15 protein-coding genes are annotated in these 15,635 nt (G+C 50.2%); 13 read left to right on the forward strand and 2 right to left on the reverse strand.

The features are described 5' to 3' along the window. Positions 1-18: 18 nt before the first annotated feature. Entirely contained in the window at positions 19-3,444 is a 3,426-nt protein-coding gene (gene rne, locus BN1044_RS10820; protein ID WP_072308672.1) for a ribonuclease E, read from the reverse strand. Positions 3,445-4,051: 607 nt separating this feature from the next. Between rne and rluC the strand changes: the two genes are divergently transcribed. Then, complete coding sequence (rluC, locus tag BN1044_RS10825; RefSeq protein ID WP_072308673.1) at positions 4,052-5,008, forward strand: 23S rRNA pseudouridine(955/2504/2580) synthase RluC; 957 nt, start codon at positions 4,052-4,054, stop codon at positions 5,006-5,008. A gap of 43 nt (positions 5,009-5,051) precedes the next feature. On the opposite strand, the gene BN1044_RS10830 is transcribed toward rluC, so the two are convergent. After that, a complete protein-coding gene (locus BN1044_RS10830) occupies positions 5,052-5,651 on the reverse strand; it encodes a Maf family protein (protein WP_072308674.1) in 600 nt (199 codons plus the stop codon). A 141-nt stretch (positions 5,652-5,792) separates the two neighbouring features. Between BN1044_RS10830 and yceD the strand changes: the two genes are divergently transcribed. From yceD to holB, 12 genes are all read left to right on the forward strand, one after another. Further along, positions 5,793-6,314, forward strand: coding sequence for a 23S rRNA accumulation protein YceD (gene yceD / locus BN1044_RS10835; RefSeq protein ID WP_025797194.1), 522 nt, complete (start codon positions 5,793-5,795; stop codon positions 6,312-6,314). A 16-nt stretch (positions 6,315-6,330) separates the two neighbouring features. Further along, positions 6,331-6,501, forward strand: coding sequence for a 50S ribosomal protein L32 (rpmF, locus tag BN1044_RS10840; protein WP_004092921.1), 171 nt, complete (start codon positions 6,331-6,333; stop codon positions 6,499-6,501). Positions 6,502-6,528: 27 nt separating this feature from the next. Beyond that, a complete protein-coding gene (gene plsX / locus BN1044_RS10845) occupies positions 6,529-7,563 on the forward strand; it encodes a phosphate acyltransferase PlsX (protein WP_072308675.1) in 1,035 nt (344 codons plus the stop codon). Positions 7,564-7,569: 6 nt separating this feature from the next. Then, positions 7,570-8,520, forward strand: coding sequence for a beta-ketoacyl-ACP synthase III (locus BN1044_RS10850; RefSeq protein ID WP_072308676.1), 951 nt, complete (start codon positions 7,570-7,572; stop codon positions 8,518-8,520). A 99-nt stretch (positions 8,521-8,619) separates the two neighbouring features. Beyond that, complete coding sequence (gene fabD, locus BN1044_RS10855; protein ID WP_072308677.1) at positions 8,620-9,549, forward strand: ACP S-malonyltransferase; 930 nt, start codon at positions 8,620-8,622, stop codon at positions 9,547-9,549. Between the two features lie 13 nt (positions 9,550-9,562). Further along, entirely contained in the window at positions 9,563-10,297 is a 735-nt protein-coding gene (gene fabG / locus BN1044_RS10860; protein WP_072308678.1) for a 3-oxoacyl-ACP reductase FabG, read from the forward strand. 154 nt (positions 10,298-10,451) lie between these two features. Then, entirely contained in the window at positions 10,452-10,688 is a 237-nt protein-coding gene (gene acpP, locus BN1044_RS10865; RefSeq protein ID WP_004092933.1) for an acyl carrier protein, read from the forward strand. Positions 10,689-10,777: 89 nt separating this feature from the next. After that, entirely contained in the window at positions 10,778-12,019 is a 1,242-nt protein-coding gene (fabF, locus tag BN1044_RS10870) for a beta-ketoacyl-ACP synthase II (RefSeq protein WP_072308679.1), read from the forward strand. A gap of 140 nt (positions 12,020-12,159) precedes the next feature. Then, entirely contained in the window at positions 12,160-12,978 is an 819-nt protein-coding gene (gene pabC / locus BN1044_RS10875) for an aminodeoxychorismate lyase (protein ID WP_072308780.1), read from the forward strand. A gap of 12 nt (positions 12,979-12,990) precedes the next feature. After that, positions 12,991-14,016: an endolytic transglycosylase MltG gene (gene mltG / locus BN1044_RS10880; protein WP_072308680.1), complete on the forward strand. Its 1,026-nt coding sequence runs from the start codon at positions 12,991-12,993 to the stop codon at positions 14,014-14,016. Then, positions 14,006-14,647 (forward strand): dTMP kinase, encoded by a 642-nt coding sequence (gene tmk / locus BN1044_RS10885; protein WP_072308681.1) that lies wholly within the window; start codon positions 14,006-14,008, stop codon positions 14,645-14,647. The genes mltG and tmk overlap by 11 nt, the downstream gene beginning before the upstream one ends. Further along, positions 14,644-15,630, forward strand: a complete 987-nt coding sequence (gene holB / locus BN1044_RS10890; RefSeq protein ID WP_072308682.1) for a DNA polymerase III subunit delta' — start codon at positions 14,644-14,646, stop codon at positions 15,628-15,630. The genes tmk and holB overlap by 4 nt, the downstream gene beginning before the upstream one ends. Positions 15,631-15,635: the final 5 nt, after the last annotated feature.

Consider the following 15,635-nt stretch of genomic DNA (forward strand, 5'->3'; position numbering starts at 1 on the left):
TTTTACTACACTAACTGATTAGTCAGTAACCGCTGGTGGCTTGGTTGCTGGAGCCGTTGCTTGGCTTACCGCAGCGTGTCCACCGGCACCGCTTTTACTCTGCAAATCCAGAGCAGGGCGCTGCCAGTTGTTGACGACCGGCGCAGAAGGTACATATTCTGGCGCTGGAGCTTTGGTCATCGGCGCTGATGCTACGCGCTGAGCTTTAGCTGCGACGACGACGACAGGTTTCGCCGCGACGATAGGTTGCACAGGTTCTTGAGCAACCGCTTCCTCAACCGTCGTTTCTTCAATAGCTTCAGCAACTGGTGTTTCAACTGCAGCTGTTTCAACGATAGTAGGTTCAACGGACGTTTCTTCAGCAGCCGTCTCTTCAGCGACGGTTACTGCCGCATCGGTTTCTGCTACGACAGGTGCTTCAGAAGTTGTTGCTTCAACTACGGCAGCTTCAGCTACGGCCGGTTTGTCATCGACAATGAGCTCTTCAACTGCGGGTGTTGGTTCTTCAACAGCCGTCGGTTCGTCATTGATAACTTGAGCTGGCACGATGGCGTCAAACGCAGCTGGAACTGCTGCTGCAGAGGTAGCGACTACCGGAGCGGATGCGGCTGGTTTCTCTACAACTGGCTTCTCGATGACCGGCTCAACTGCAACTGTCTCAGCAACGACTGACTCAGCAACTGGTGCAACATCTACAGGTGCGACAACAGGCTCTTCAACGATAACAGGCTGTTGAGCAACATGCTCAGTCACGGATCCGTTAACGGGTGAAACAGGTGCTTGTTCAATCGGTTGTTCGATAGCGACAGTCTGCGTTTCAACTTCAGTATCAGAGATTGCCGGCTGTGCGACCGGATAGCTAATCCACACTTTGCCAGAGGCCATCTCAGGCGATGCTGCGGCAAATGCCAACGGCATTGGTGACTGAGTTGGATAGCGCTCATCACGATAACGACGACGACGCTGGCCGCTCACACGCAGATGACGAGGAGAGCGACGTGAACGACGTGGCATGCCGTTTTCACCTTGGCGGTTATCACGGAACCCTTCATCATCATTGCCTTGCTGCTGCGTTGGTTCAGCCTGTGTCTGTGGCGCGGTTTCTGCAACCACTGGCGCGGTGACAACGGCAGGAACGGATGCTTTAGCCAGAGCGGCTGCTGCATCGTCTTCAGCCTGGGTCGTAAAGCGAACTTTCTGAGTCAGTTGGCGACGCTGACGGCGCGGCATGTGCTGATTCTCTTCACGGCTGCTTTCTTCAGCCTCATTCGCTACTACGGCATCGCTGTTTTCCAGCGCTTTGACTTCTTGCTGGGCCTGACGCTTATCTTCTGTACGACGACGTTGACGATCGTTATTACGCGGTTCACGACGAGGCTGCTGTTCATCACGCTGTTCAACGTTCGCTGTTTCAACGGCCACATCAGCATTCGCTGGCTGCGTTGACTGACGACGGTTACGACGCTGGTCTTCGCGGTTGCTGTTACGGTCGTTATTACGCTCGTTGCTGCGTTCAGTACGTTCACCGCGGTCGTTACGATCGTTGTTACGTTCGTTGCGGTCATTGCTACGGTCAGAGCGATCGTTACGATCACGACGACCATTCTGGCGACGATTGTTGTTGCGGCGATCTTGATTCTGACGACGAGGCTCTTCAGCTGGCGCGGAAACTTCCACCGCTGGTTTTTGCTCAGGCTCAGAACCTGCAAACATGTTTTTCAGCGCAGAGAAGAAACGGCTTACCAAACCTGGTTGCGCAGGCGTTGTAGGCTGTGCAACGGTTTTCACCGCAGGCGCTGCAACGACTGGATCGGCTGTTTCTGCCGGAGGCGCTTCAACATCCAGTGAGAAAGCGGCCAACGCAGGTTGTTCTGGGCGTTTACGTTCCAGAACAGGCTCTTCCTCGGCGGTCAGCGTTTCCGCTTCATGCAGCTGAGGCAGCAGATAGCTGAGGGTGCTGGTTTCTTCACCTTTGCGCACACGAACTACGTTGTAGTGCGGAGTTTGCATCTGGTCGTTAGGAACAACGATGACTTTAACACCGTCCTGACGCTTTTCGATGGCGCTAACAGATTCACGTTTTTCGTTCAGCAGGTATGAGGCAACCGGCACAGGAACGATAGCGTGAACTTCATTGGTGTTCTCTTTCAGCGCTTCTTCTTCAATCAAACGTAGGATGGAGAGTGAAAGTGACTCGTTATCACGTACGGTGCCGGTGCCGTTACAGCGCGGGCAAACGTGGTGGCTTGACTCACCCAGCGATGGGCTGAGGCGTTGACGAGACATTTCAAGCAGACCAAAGCGTGAGATGCGTCCAATCTGAATACGCGCACGGTCTTGGCGAACGGCATCACGCAGGCGGTTTTCAACCTCACGCTGATGGCGAACTGGTGTCATATCGATGAAGTCGATAACAATCAGGCCACCAAGGTCACGCAGGCGCAGCTGGCGAGCAATTTCATCAGCGGCTTCAAGGTTGGTGTTGAATGCGGTTTCTTCGATATCGCCACCGCGTGTAGCGCGTGCGGAGTTAATGTCGATGGCCGTCAGGGCTTCAGTGGAGTCAATAACAATGGAGCCGCCGGAAGGCAGGCGAACTTCACGTTGGAAAGCAGACTCAATCTGAGATTCAATTTGATAGTGGCTAAACAGCGGGATTTCACCGGTATAGAGCTTAATCTTGCTGCTGAAATCAGGACGTCCCAGCGCGGCGATGTGCTGTTTGGCCAGATCAAGAATTTTGGGATTATCAATCAGGATTTCGCCAATGTCTGGACGCAGGTAGTCGCGGAATGCGCGAACAATAACGTTGCTTTCCTGATGGATAAGGAACGGAGCAGGGCGGCCCTCCGCGGCTTTTTTAATGGCATCCCAATGTTTCAAACGGAATGACAGATCCCATTGCAGTGCTTCGGCTGATTTGCCAACGCCTGCGGTACGAACGATAAGACCCATGCCATCAGGTAATTGCAGAGAAGAAAGCGCTTCTTTCAATTCTGTACGGTCATCACCTTCGATGCGACGAGAGATCCCGCCAGCGCGTGGGTTATTAGGCATCAGTACTAAGTAGCTACCAGCAAGGCTGATAAACGTTGTCAGCGCAGCGCCCTTGTTGCCACGCTCTTCTTTATCAACCTGAACGATAACTTCCTGACCTTCGCGTAAAACATCTTTGATGTTTGGGCGACCATGTGAGGAGTAATTGTTTGGGAAATATTCGCGGGCAATTTCTTTAAGGGGGAGGAAACCGTGTCGTTCAGCACCGTAATCTACAAAAGCAGCTTCCAGACTTGGCTCAATACGGGTTATTTTCCCTTTGTAAATGTTAGCTTTTTTCTGTTCGTGACCAGGGCTTTCAATATCCAGATCATACAGACGCTGTCCATCTACAAGGGCAACACGCAACTCTTCCTGCTGAGTTGCGTTAATCAACATTCTTTTCATCTTCAACTTACTCATTTTTTTTGCATTGGCAACTAAGCTGCGGGCAAAATAACGTCCTGACCGAGAGGAAGACCGATGACCCCGAGTCTTATCGCAAAGTCGTCAACCTCACGGTTGTCGCCTGCATAGGGGCGCATATTTCGGTAAGCCTATGTTTCTTAGCGAAAATACAGCTTTGTGAAACACAGCACTGTTTATCAGTCAATGATTGCAAAAATATGCAGCATTGCTGATTCCATGTTTTAGGTCAGACTGCTACCCACAGCCCGCTAATTACTTGATTTCACACTACGTCTTACGCCATTGCTGCATTTCTGTGGCATCAAGTAAACGTCAAATCCCGTCGTTTTCCCTGTCTTAATGAGAATTAACGCGGAAATCTTTTTCATTATTCCACTGCAACGGCCTGTATAGCAAGACGACTTTTACCCTTATCCAGAAGATTCTTGCGGTACTTCACAACAAGCCTGTCTGGTTGCTCGTATATTAGTCAGAATGCGGGCGCAAACGTTCTCATTGCTCTCATTATCCCTGCCTTTCACGATAATCTGCTGCGAGCTCAAAAAAGAAGTGGCATGCAGTTGAATGCCTCTTTAAAATCGCGCCCATGAATATGAATAACACCTCAGTAAAGTTAGTCACGATTGCCGCCGATGAGGCAGGGCAGCGTATTGATAATTTTTTGCGCAATCAGCTGAAAGGCGTGCCAAAAAGTATGATTTATCGCATCGTGCGTAAGGGCGAGGTGCGAGTTAATAAAAAGCGCATCAAACCAGAATATAAATTGCAGCCGGGTGACGAAGTTAGAATTCCCCCGGTGCGGATTGCCGAACGCGATGAGGCTCCCGTTTCGGCGAAGTTGGACAAAGTGGCCGCGCTGAATGATTGCATCATCTTTGAAGATGATTATTTGTTGGTGCTGAATAAACCATCGGGTACCGCGGTACATGGCGGCAGCGGCTTAAGCTTTGGTGTTATCGAAGGGCTGCGTGCATTACGTCCTGAAGCGCGTTTTCTTGAGCTGGTTCACCGTCTCGATCGCGAAACCTCCGGTGTATTATTGGTCGCTAAGAAGCGGTCTGCACTGCGCGCGTTGCATGAGCAGCTGCGTATGAAAGGAATGCAGAAAGACTATTTGGCGCTGGTTCGTGGTCAGTGGCAGTCGCATTGTAAAGTCGTGCAGGCGCCGCTACTCAAAAATATTCTGCAAAGCGGTGAGCGTATCGTTCGCGTTAACGCCGAAGGCAAACCGTCTGAAACGCGCTTTAAAGTTGAAGAGCGTTTTGAACATGCAACCTTAGTGAAGGCCAGTCCCGTGACGGGCCGAACTCACCAAATCCGCGTGCATGCACTGCACGCTGGCCATCCGATTGCCTTCGATGATCGTTATGGCGATCGTGATTTTGATGGTGAGCTGAAGGGAACCGGCCTAGATCGCTTATTCTTGCATGCTGCAGCATTACGCTTTGAACATCCCAATTCAGGTGAAACCATGCGGGTGGAAGCCCCTATGGACAAGAAATTACGCCACTGCCTCGATGTGTTGCGTAAAACGAAAGCCTGATAGAGGCTGATAAATCAACTAAGCCGGATTATTCCGGCTTTTTTTATGCTTTATTTTTACCTTTAAGCAAGGCGTTATAGCCAAACTTAAGCAGAATTTCGTTAAGCGCAATTAAAGGTAACCCCACCAGTGCGTTGGGATCGCGTCCTTCAAGCTGGCTAAAAAGCAATATACCCGCACCTTCGCACATAAAGCTGCCCGCACAGTACAGCGGCATCTCGAGTTGAATATAGGCGTGGATTTCGTCATCGGTTAAGCGGCGAAAATGTACGTGGAAGGGCTCACACACATTTTCCTTTTGCATTGTGTGGCTATTTAATACGCAGAGGCCGGTATAAAAGGTAATGATTTTTCCACTGGCGGCACGCAATTGCTGATGCGCATTCTCAATCGACCCCGGTTTTCCGACAATTTTCCCATCAATAACGCATACCTGATCGGAGCCAATAATAAAATTATTAGGGAATTTATCGGCCAGAGATTGCGCTTTTTCTTGTGCTAAACGCTGGACGAGTTGGGGCGCTGACTCGCCCTCTTTGGGGGTTTCATCCGTGTCGGGCGCGGCGCAGATGAATTCAATACCGAGCTTTTCTAGTAAAGCTCGGCGGTAGGGCGAAGTAGACGCTAAAATTAAAGGTGACATATTTTTTCCAGAAAGCATGGCGTAATTGAATCTGGCATTTTAAACTGTCCGCCGCTCAGGAAGCGAATATTGGAGGGAAAGTGTGCCTGCAAGGCCTTTTCCTTTGACTCTCGGTCTTTACAAAGTTAATATGCGCGCCCTATGCAAAAGGTAAAATTACCCTTGACCCTTGATGCAGTTCGTACTGCACAGAAACGATTAGATTACGTTGGTTTCTATTCGTCTGAGCAGGTAACACGAGTTGCTGAATCTGTGGTCAGTGTGGATAGCGATGTTGCCGTGTCGTTGTCATTTAATATTGATAACCAGCGGTTAGCGGTGATTACTGGTCATGCCGACGTAACGGTGACGTTATGTTGTCAGCGCTGTAATCAGACGTTCCAACAGCAGGTCCATACAACGTATTGTTTCAGCCCGGTCGCCAATGACGAGCAGGCTGAAGCATTGCCGGAAGCTTACGAGCCGATCGAAGTCAACGATTTTGGTGAAGTCGATTTGTTGGCAATGGTTGAAGATGAAATCATCCTCGCCCTGCCGGTAGTTCCGGTGCATGAATCTGAACACTGTGAAGTGTCCGACGCGGACATGGTATTTGGTAAACTACCTCCTGAGGTAGACAAGCCTAATCCATTTGCCGCATTAGCCAGTTTAAAGCGTAAGTAATCAAGGAGTAAGGTCAATGGCCGTACAACAGAACAAAAAAACCCGCTCTTGCCGTGGTATGCGTCGTTCACACGATGCGCTGACCACGACTACCGTCTCTGTTGACAAGGTTTCCGGTGAAACTCACCTGCGTCACCATGTCACTGCGGACGGTTTCTACCGCGGTCGCAAGGTTATCGTTAAGTAATACTTTTAGTATTTACAAGGCGATACTTTGACTCGTCTAACCCTCGCGTTAGATGCTATGAGCGGGGATTTCGGTCCTTGCATCACAGTGCCTGCAGCTTTGCAGGCACTGGCGTCTACTTCGTCGCTATACCTTCTTATTGTCGGACAACCCGACGCCATCGCACCTTATCTTGCTAAAGCAGCACCTGCGCTTCAACAACGTTTGCGTGTGATCCCTGCTGAATCAGTTATACCCAACGATGCTAAACTTTCGCATGCTATCCGCACCAGCAAAGGAACATCGATGCGTATCGCGCTTGATTTAGTGAAGAGTGGCGAGGCTCAGGCGGTAGTCAGCGCGGGAAATACCGGCGCGCTGATGGGGCTGGCGAAATTGATGCTTAAACCGCTAGACGGTATTGAGCGCCCCGCGCTGATGACGGTGTTACCGAATCAGCGAAAGAGTAAGACGGTAGTGCTAGATTTGGGCGCTAACGTTGAAAGTAGTAGTGCCATGTTAGTGCAGTTTGCCGTGATGGGTGCGGTAATGGCGGAAGAGATCGTTGGCATAACCTCGCCACGCATCGCCCTGCTGAACATTGGTGAAGAAGAGTTTAAAGGTTTAGACAATATCCGCGAAGCCGCCGCTGTGCTCAAAAGCACGCCAACGCTTAATTATATCGGCTATCTAGAAGGCAATGATTTGCTGACTGGCAAAACAGATGTGTTGGTTTGTGACGGCTTCGTGGGTAATGTTACGTTAAAGACGATGGAAGGGGTGGTGCGCATGTTTCTATCCCTTCTCAAATCACCAGGAGAGAAGCGCAAGCGCTCTTGGTGGCTAAAATTATTGGGGCGCTTGATACAAAAAAGAATTGCTAAGCGTTTCGGTGATTTGAACCCCGACCAGTATAATGGAGCTTGTCTGGTAGGATTACGTGGCACCGTGATTAAAAGCCACGGCGCGGCGAACCAAAAAGCGTTCGCTGTCGCTATCGAACAGGCTGTGCAGGCGGTGCAAAGGCAAATTCCACAGCGAATTGCCCTGCGCCTTGAGACGATATTACCCAAGAGTGATTGATCGTACATGTATACAAGAATTCTCGGTACGGGGAGCTACCTGCCCGTACAAGTGCGTACCAACGCCGATTTAGAAAGTATGGTTGAAACGTCTGATGAGTGGATTGTTTCCCGTACAGGCATTCGTGAACGTCGCATCGCTGCGCCGAATGAAAACGTGTCAACCATGGCATTTGAAGCGGCGAAACATGCGCTTGAAATGTCTGGGCTTGATAAAAATGATATTGGCCTGATCGTTGTTGCCACCACATCGGCAACGCATGCGTTTCCAAGCGCGGCGTGTCAGGTTCAACAGATGCTGGATATCAAAGGCTGTGCGGCCTTTGACGTTGCCGCTGCCTGCGCAGGATTTACCTACGCGCTGAGCATTGCCGATCAGTACGTTAAAAACGGCGCGGTCAAACACGCGCTGGTGATCGGCTCTGATACCTTAAGTCGTACGCTGGATCCGACCGATCGCGGCACTGTTATCCTCTTTGGTGACGGGGCAGGCGCTGTTATTCTTGGTGCATCTGAAGAGGCGGGCATTCTTTCGACTCACATCCACGCAGATGGTCACTACGGTGAGTTACTGACTCTGCCAAATCGCCAACGTTACACCGAAGATCAGGCCTATCTGACCATGGCGGGTAACGAAGTGTTTAAAGTTGCCGTGACTGAATTAGCACATATCGTCGACGAATCTCTTGCCGCGAATAATCTTGAGCGTAGCGATTTGGATTGGCTGGTTCCGCATCAGGCAAACCTGCGTATTATCAGTGCAACCGCGAAAAAACTGGGTATGACGTTGGATAACGTGATCGTGACTCTTGACCGTCACGGTAATACGTCTGCGGCATCCGTGCCTTGCGCGTTAGATGAGGCCGTGCGTGATGGTCGCATTCAGCGTGGCCAACTGATTCTGCTTGAAGCTTTTGGTGGCGGTTTCACCTGGGGCTCTGCTTTGGTTCGTTTTTAATCGTTAAGGTTTTCTGACGTTGGCATAGGTGTTGTTACATAAGTTACAGGGTAACAATATTTAACCCGTTGGTATAAAAAGAATATCAGGAAAACAAACATGTCTAAATTCGCAATGGTGTTTCCAGGACAGGGCTCGCAAACCGTGGGTATGTTGGCCGATCTTGCGGCACAATTTCCGATTGTAGAGCAGACTTTTGCTGAGGCATCCGACGCATTGGGTTATGACCTGTGGAAACTGGTTCAGGAAGGCCCAGCTGAAGAGTTAAACAAAACTTGGCAGACACAGCCTGCGTTACTGGCGGCCTCCGTCGCGATTTATCGCGTATGGCAGCAGGAGAATGGTGCTCAGCCTGCAATGATGGCAGGTCATAGCCTCGGTGAGTATTCTGCGCTGGTATGTGCCGGTGTTCTGGATTTCAAACAGGCCATTCGTTTAGTTGAACTGCGCGGCAAGCTGATGCAGGAAGCTGTACCTGCGGGTACTGGCGCGATGTCTGCCATTATCGGTCTGGATAACGATGCTATTGCCAAGGCCTGTGAAGAGTCTGCTCAGGGTGAGGTTGTTTCTCCTGTGAACTTTAACTCTCCGGGACAAGTTGTTATTGCCGGCAATAAAGATGCCGTTGAGCGTGCTGGTGCCGCGTGTAAAGCGGCTGGCGCAAAACGTGCGCTGCCGTTGCCAGTTAGCGTGCCATCACATTGTGCATTGATGAAGCCTGCTGCTGATAAGCTTGCGATTGCGCTGCAGGGGATTGCCTTCAATGCGCCTAAGTTCCCCGTTGTGAATAACGTGGATGTTAAAACTGAAACCTCGCCTGACGCTATCCGTGACGCCTTGGTGCGTCAGCTGTATAGCCCAGTACGTTGGAGTGAATCAGTCGAATTTATGGCAGGTGAGGGCGTTGAGCACCTGCTGGAGGTTGGTCCGGGTAAAGTTCTAACCGGTCTGACCAAGCGAATTGTCGATACCATGACGGCAGCTGCGATTAACGACGCTGCGTCTGTATCTGCCGCGCTTGCACAATAAGAAGAGGAAAATGATGAGCTTCGAAGAAAAAATTGCACTGGTCACCGGCGCAAGCCGTGGTATTGGCCGCGCTATTGCTGAGACTTTAGTTGCCCGTGGTGCCCGTGTGATTGGCACTGCAACCAGTGATAAAGGCGCAGAAGATATTAGCGCTTATTTGGGCGAAAACGGCAAAGGTTTAAACCTGAACGTTGTTGATTCAGCTTCTATTGATGCAGTATTGAGCACCATCCGTGCTGAATTTGGCGAAATTGACATTTTGGTCAATAATGCCGGCATTACTCGTGATAACCTATTGATGCGTATGAAGGACGATGAGTGGCAGGATATCCTCGACACGAATCTGACTTCCGTATTCCGCCTGTCAAAAGCGGTTTTACGAGCTATGATGAAAAAACGCTGTGGCCGCATTATCACCATTGGCTCTGTTGTGGGTACAATGGGTAATGCTGGACAAGCAAACTACGCGGCCGCTAAAGCAGGTTTGATTGGCTTTAGTAAGTCTCTAGCACGAGAAGTTGCTTCTCGTGGCATTACCGTTAACGTCGTGGCTCCTGGTTTCATTGAGACCGATATGACACGTTCGCTAACGGAAGAGCAGCGTAAAGACATTCTGGCGCAGGTCCCAGCGAACCGTTTGGGTGATGCAAAAGAAATCGCTAACGCTGTTGCATTTTTAGCCTCGGATGAGGCTAGCTACATCACCGGTGAGACCTTACATGTCAATGGCGGCATGTATATGATCTAAAAATCACGAAAATAATTTGCGTTTTTTGAGGGAATGACCGCAAAATAACGCAAAATCGTGGTTTGACCAGCCGGGATTTAGTTGCATCTTTTTCAACTTTCAATACACTACGAAAACCATCGCGAAAGCGAGTTTTGATAGGAAATTTAAGAGTATGAGCACTATCGAAGAACGCGTTAAGAAAATCATTATCGAACAGCTGGGTGTTAAAGAAGACGAAGTCGTGAATGCTGCTTCCTTCGTTGACGATCTGGGTGCTGATTCTCTTGACACCGTTGAACTGGTTATGGCTCTGGAAGAAGAGTTTGATACTGAGATTCCGGACGAAGAAGCAGAAAAGATCACTACTGTTCAAGCAGCAATCGACTACATCGAATCTGCGAACAAGTAATCGAACACATCTAGGCGGTCACTCGACCGCCTACGTTTTTTCCTGCTCTCATAGAGTTTCAAATTAAATTCCCTCCCTGGAGGACAAGCGTGTCTAAGCGTCGAGTTGTTGTGACCGGACTGGGCATGTTGTCTCCTGTCGGTAATACAGTAGATTCCACATGGGATGCTATCGTAGCCGGGCAGAGTGGCATCAGCTTAATCGACCATTTCGATACTAGCGCCTATGCAACGCGTTTTGCTGGCTTAGTAAAGGATTTTAATAGTGAAGACTACATCTCGCGTAAAGATGCTCGCAAGATGGATGCCTTCATTCAGTACGGAGTCGCTGCCGGTATTCAGGCATTTAAAGATTCTGGGATTGAAGTAACTGAAGAAAATGCTCCACGTATCGGTGCCGCGATTGGTTCTGGTATCGGTGGACTTGGCCTGATTGAAGAAAACCACAGTGCGCTTGTTAAAGGCGGACCGCGTAAAATCAGCCCATTCTTCGTGCCTTCAACCATTGTAAATATGGTAGCCGGTCATCTGACTATCATGTTAGGTCTGCGTGGCCCAAGCATTTCTATTGCAACGGCATGTACTTCTGGTGTGCACAACATCGGACATGCAGCCCGTATGATCGCGTATAACGACGCAGACGTCATGCTGGCAGGTGGTGCAGAAAAAGCGAGTACACCTTTGGGTGTCGGTGGCTTTGGTGCCGCACGCGCACTGTCAACGCGTAACGATAACCCGCAAGCGGCAAGCCGCCCGTGGGATAAAGATCGTGACGGTTTCGTTCTCGGTGACGGTGCTGGTATTCTGGTTCTTGAAGAATACGAGCATGCGAAAGCGCGTGGTGCAAAAATTTATGCTGAAATCGTTGGTTTCGGTATGAGTAGCGATGCTTACCACATGACTTCTCCACCGGAAAACGGTGAAGGTGCAGCGCTGGCGATGGTGAATGCACTGCGTGATGCAGGCTTGAATCCATCTCAGGTTGGCTACATCAACGCTCACGGAACGTCTACTCCGGCGGGCGATAAAGCAGAAACGCAGGCAGTGAAAAGTGTATACGGCGCAGATGCCGCTAAAGTGATGGTCAGCTCCACCAAGTCTATGACGGGACACCTTCTGGGTGCCGCTGGTGCAGTTGAATCTATCTTTACTATTCTGACGCTGCGCGACCAAATTGTTGCGCCAACCATCAACCTGGATAACCCAGATGAAGGTTGTGATCTTGACTTTGTACCCGGCGAGGCTCGTCAGGTGAAAGGTTTGGAATATGCACTGTGTAACTCCTTCGGCTTTGGTGGCACTAACGGTTCTGTGATTTTTCGCAAAATCTAAAGTCGCTTAAGTTTTGAGATGTTATCTGCATAAATCAAATGGCCCTTATGGGGCCATTTTTTTTACCTACGCCTCTCAAAACGCTAAAATATGATTATCGCATCGAGGCAGAATGCCTTGGTCATCGTCGGGAGTTTGTGATGTTTTGGCTAAATGGAACACCCGCAGAGGTGATTTCGCTCGGTGACCGCGGTTTGCACTATGGCGATGGCTGTTTTACCACGGCTCGTTCTGTGCAAGGGCGAATCGATGATATTCACGCTCACCTCAGACGGATGCAGTCTGCCTGTTCGCGGTTATTTATTGAACCGGTTGATTGGACGGCTTGGCTCGCAGAATTTCGTCAAGCGGCGATTGAGACTGGGAATGGCGTGGTCAAAGCGATCATAACCCGGGGTAGCGGCGGACGCGGTTATTCTATTTCAGCTGTCGAAAACCCGCGCCGTATATTTTCAAATGGCGCAATTCCGGCTCAGTATGCCCAGTGGCAAGAGGATGGCATCACGCTGGCTGTAAGTCCTATCCGCTTAGGTATCAATCCTTCTCTTGCTGGCATTAAACATCTCAACCGCCTAGAGCAGGTGCTGATTAAGGCAAAGCTTGAGCAGACGAAAGCCCATGAGGCGCTGGTGCTTGACAGCGAGGCTAGGCTAGTGGAATGCTGTGCGGCTAATTTATTCTGGCGTATTGGGCAACAGGTATTTACGCCAACGCTTGCCAACGCAGGCGTTGATGGGCTGATGCGTCAGCGCATTGTTCGCATTCTGGCTGAAAGTGAGTATGAATTAAGTATTGTCTCTGCATCCTTAGATGCGTTGCAAGACGCGGAAGAAGTGTTTATATGCAACTCTTTAATGCCGTTGTTGCCGGTGAATAAAGCGGGGGAGTATCGCTTTAGCTCACGGCAATTGGCGGACTATTTATTACCACAGTGTCTACTTCCTGTGTATGAGTCATGATTTGGCGGTTGAATGAAGAAAAAACTGTTTGGACTTCTTGTTGTCTGCATTCTTGTTTTGTTAGTCGCGCTGTTTTGGAGCTATCAACAAGTGCAGAAGTTTGCCCGAACGCCTTTGGCGATGACTCAAGAAACGCTGTTTAAACTCCCTGGGGGCACCGGACGCGTGGCGTTAGAAGGCCTACTAGTAAGGGACAAGCTCATTGCGCATCCTCGTTATTTTCCGTGGCTACTGCAGCTTGAGCCTGAATTGGCTAATTTTAAAGCGGGTACCTATCGCATTACACCTGGTATGACCGTGCGTGAATTTCTTGAACTGCTTAAAAGCGGCAAAGAAGCACAGTTCACGGTACGCTTCATTGAAGGAACGCGCTTTCAAGATTGGATGCAGGTCTTAGCCGCTTCGCCAAACCTGAAGCATGCGTTGGCGAACAAAGATGAAAACCAGATAGCCAAAATCTTGGGCATACCTGAAGGCTGCCCAATCGAGGGCTGGCTTTATCCTGATACGTATCATTACACCGCGGGTAATAGCGACGAGATGATACTTAAGCGGGCGTATAATCGCATGAGCAAAGAAGTTGACGAGATATGGCAGGATCGCGAGAAAAATCTGCCTTATAAGACACCTGAAGATCTGGTGACCATGGCGTCAATCATTGAAAAAGAAACCGGCGTTGGTGAAGAACGCGGCAAAGTGGCATCGGTATTTATCAATCGCCTTCGTATTGGCATGCGTTTACAGACCGATCCTACGGTGATTTATGGTCTCGGCAAAAACTATAACGGTAATTTGACGCGGCGCGACTTACAGCAGCCAACCGCATACAATACCTACGTGATATCAGGACTGCCGCCAACGCCGATTGCCATGCCAAGCCGCGCCTCGTTAGAGGCCGCAGCGCACCCGGAAAAAACTTCTTATTTGTACTTTGTTGCAGATGGAAAAGGTGGACACGTATTTACCACTAATCTACAGAGCCATAATCAAGCCGTACGCAACTATTTGCAGGTGCTAAGGGAAAAGAATGAAAAGTAAGTTCATCGTGATTGAGGGTCTGGAAGGGGCCGGTAAGACAACGGCCCGCGATACCGTAGTAGATGAGCTTCGTCAGCAAGGTATTGAAGAGATCGTTTTTACCCGTGAACCGGGTGGAACACCGTTAGCTGAAAAATTGCGCGATTTAGTTAAGCAAGGCGTTGAAAACGAAAAACTAACCGACAAAGCCGAAGTGCTGATGCTTTACGCTGCACGCGTTCAGTTGGTGGATAATGTGATCAAACCAGCGTTGGCTCGCGGAGCGTGGGTAGTAGGCGATCGTCACGATCTCTCATCTCAGGCTTATCAAGGCGGCGGCAGAGGGGTTGACTCCCGTCTGATGCAGTCGCTGCGCGATACGGTATTAGGTGACTTTAAACCTGACTTAACGCTATATCTGGATTTACCTCCAGCGATAGGTTTAGAGCGAGCGCGTAGCCGTGGTGCATTAGATCGTATCGAACAGGAATCGCTGGCCTTTTTCGAACGCACAAGAGCGCGTTATTTGGCATTAGCCGAACAGGATGACAGCATTATCACCGTTGATGCCTCGCAAACCTTGCCCGAAGTGACGGCCTCTATCCGCACTGCGCTTCAGACATGGTTTAAGGATCAGGAGCAGCCCGCGTGAATTGGTATCCTTGGCTGACCGTACCATACCGTCAACTGGTTGCTCAGCACCAGAGTGGGCGAGGGCACCATGCTCTGTTGGTGCACGCGATTGCGGGCTGCGGCGACGATTCACTGATGTATGCATTAGGGCGCTGGCTGATGTGTCAGCGGCCAAATGGCGACAAAAGCTGCGGCGAGTGTCATAGCTGCCGTTTGATGCTGGCGGGTAACCATCCAGACTGGTACGACTTACAGCCAGAAAAAGGTAAAACGAGCCTTGGTATTGAGCTTGTTCGCCAAATTATCGAACATCTTTACAGCCATGCTCAGCAGGGCGGCGCTAAAGTCGTCCTGCTGCCGCGCGCTGAAACGCTGACGGAAGCGGCAGCGAATGCGTTGCTGAAAACGCTTGAAGAACCACCAGAGAAAACCTATTTTCTTTTGGGAACGCGTGAGCCGGCTAATTTGCTCGCTACGTTACGTAGCCGTTGTTTTTATATGCATCTTGCTGTGCCTGAAGAATCATTGAGCTTACGCTGGCTTCAAAGCCAACAGCCGGGCGATGAGCTGGCTATGCGTACCGCATTACGCTTGAACGGTGGCGCGCCTGTGGCAGCCTTGAGCCTGCTTGAGCCAAATAGTTGGAAGCAACGTCTTCAGCTGTGTCAGGGTTTGCAGCAAGCGATCCCTCAGCGTCAGTGGATGCAGTTATTACCACTGTTAAATCACGATAATGTGCATGAACGGCTAACATGGCTATGTGCTTTATTGCTTGATGCGATGAAATTGCAGCAGGGAGCAACGGCTGCCCTTGCAAATCTTGATCAACAGCCGTTGGTTTATCAACTGGCGTCGACCCAGGCAACAACGATTTTGCAGCAACAGCTAGAGCAATGGATATTCTGCCGCCATCAGCTTCTCACTACCACAGGGCTCAACCGCGAGCTAATGCTCACTCGCCAGCTTTGTCTGTGGAGCGACTCCTTTCCTCCTAGCGCGTAGCCGTG

Source organism: Hafnia alvei, from assembly GCF_900095695.1.
Lineage (GTDB): Bacteria > Pseudomonadota > Gammaproteobacteria > Enterobacterales > Enterobacteriaceae > Hafnia > Hafnia alvei_B.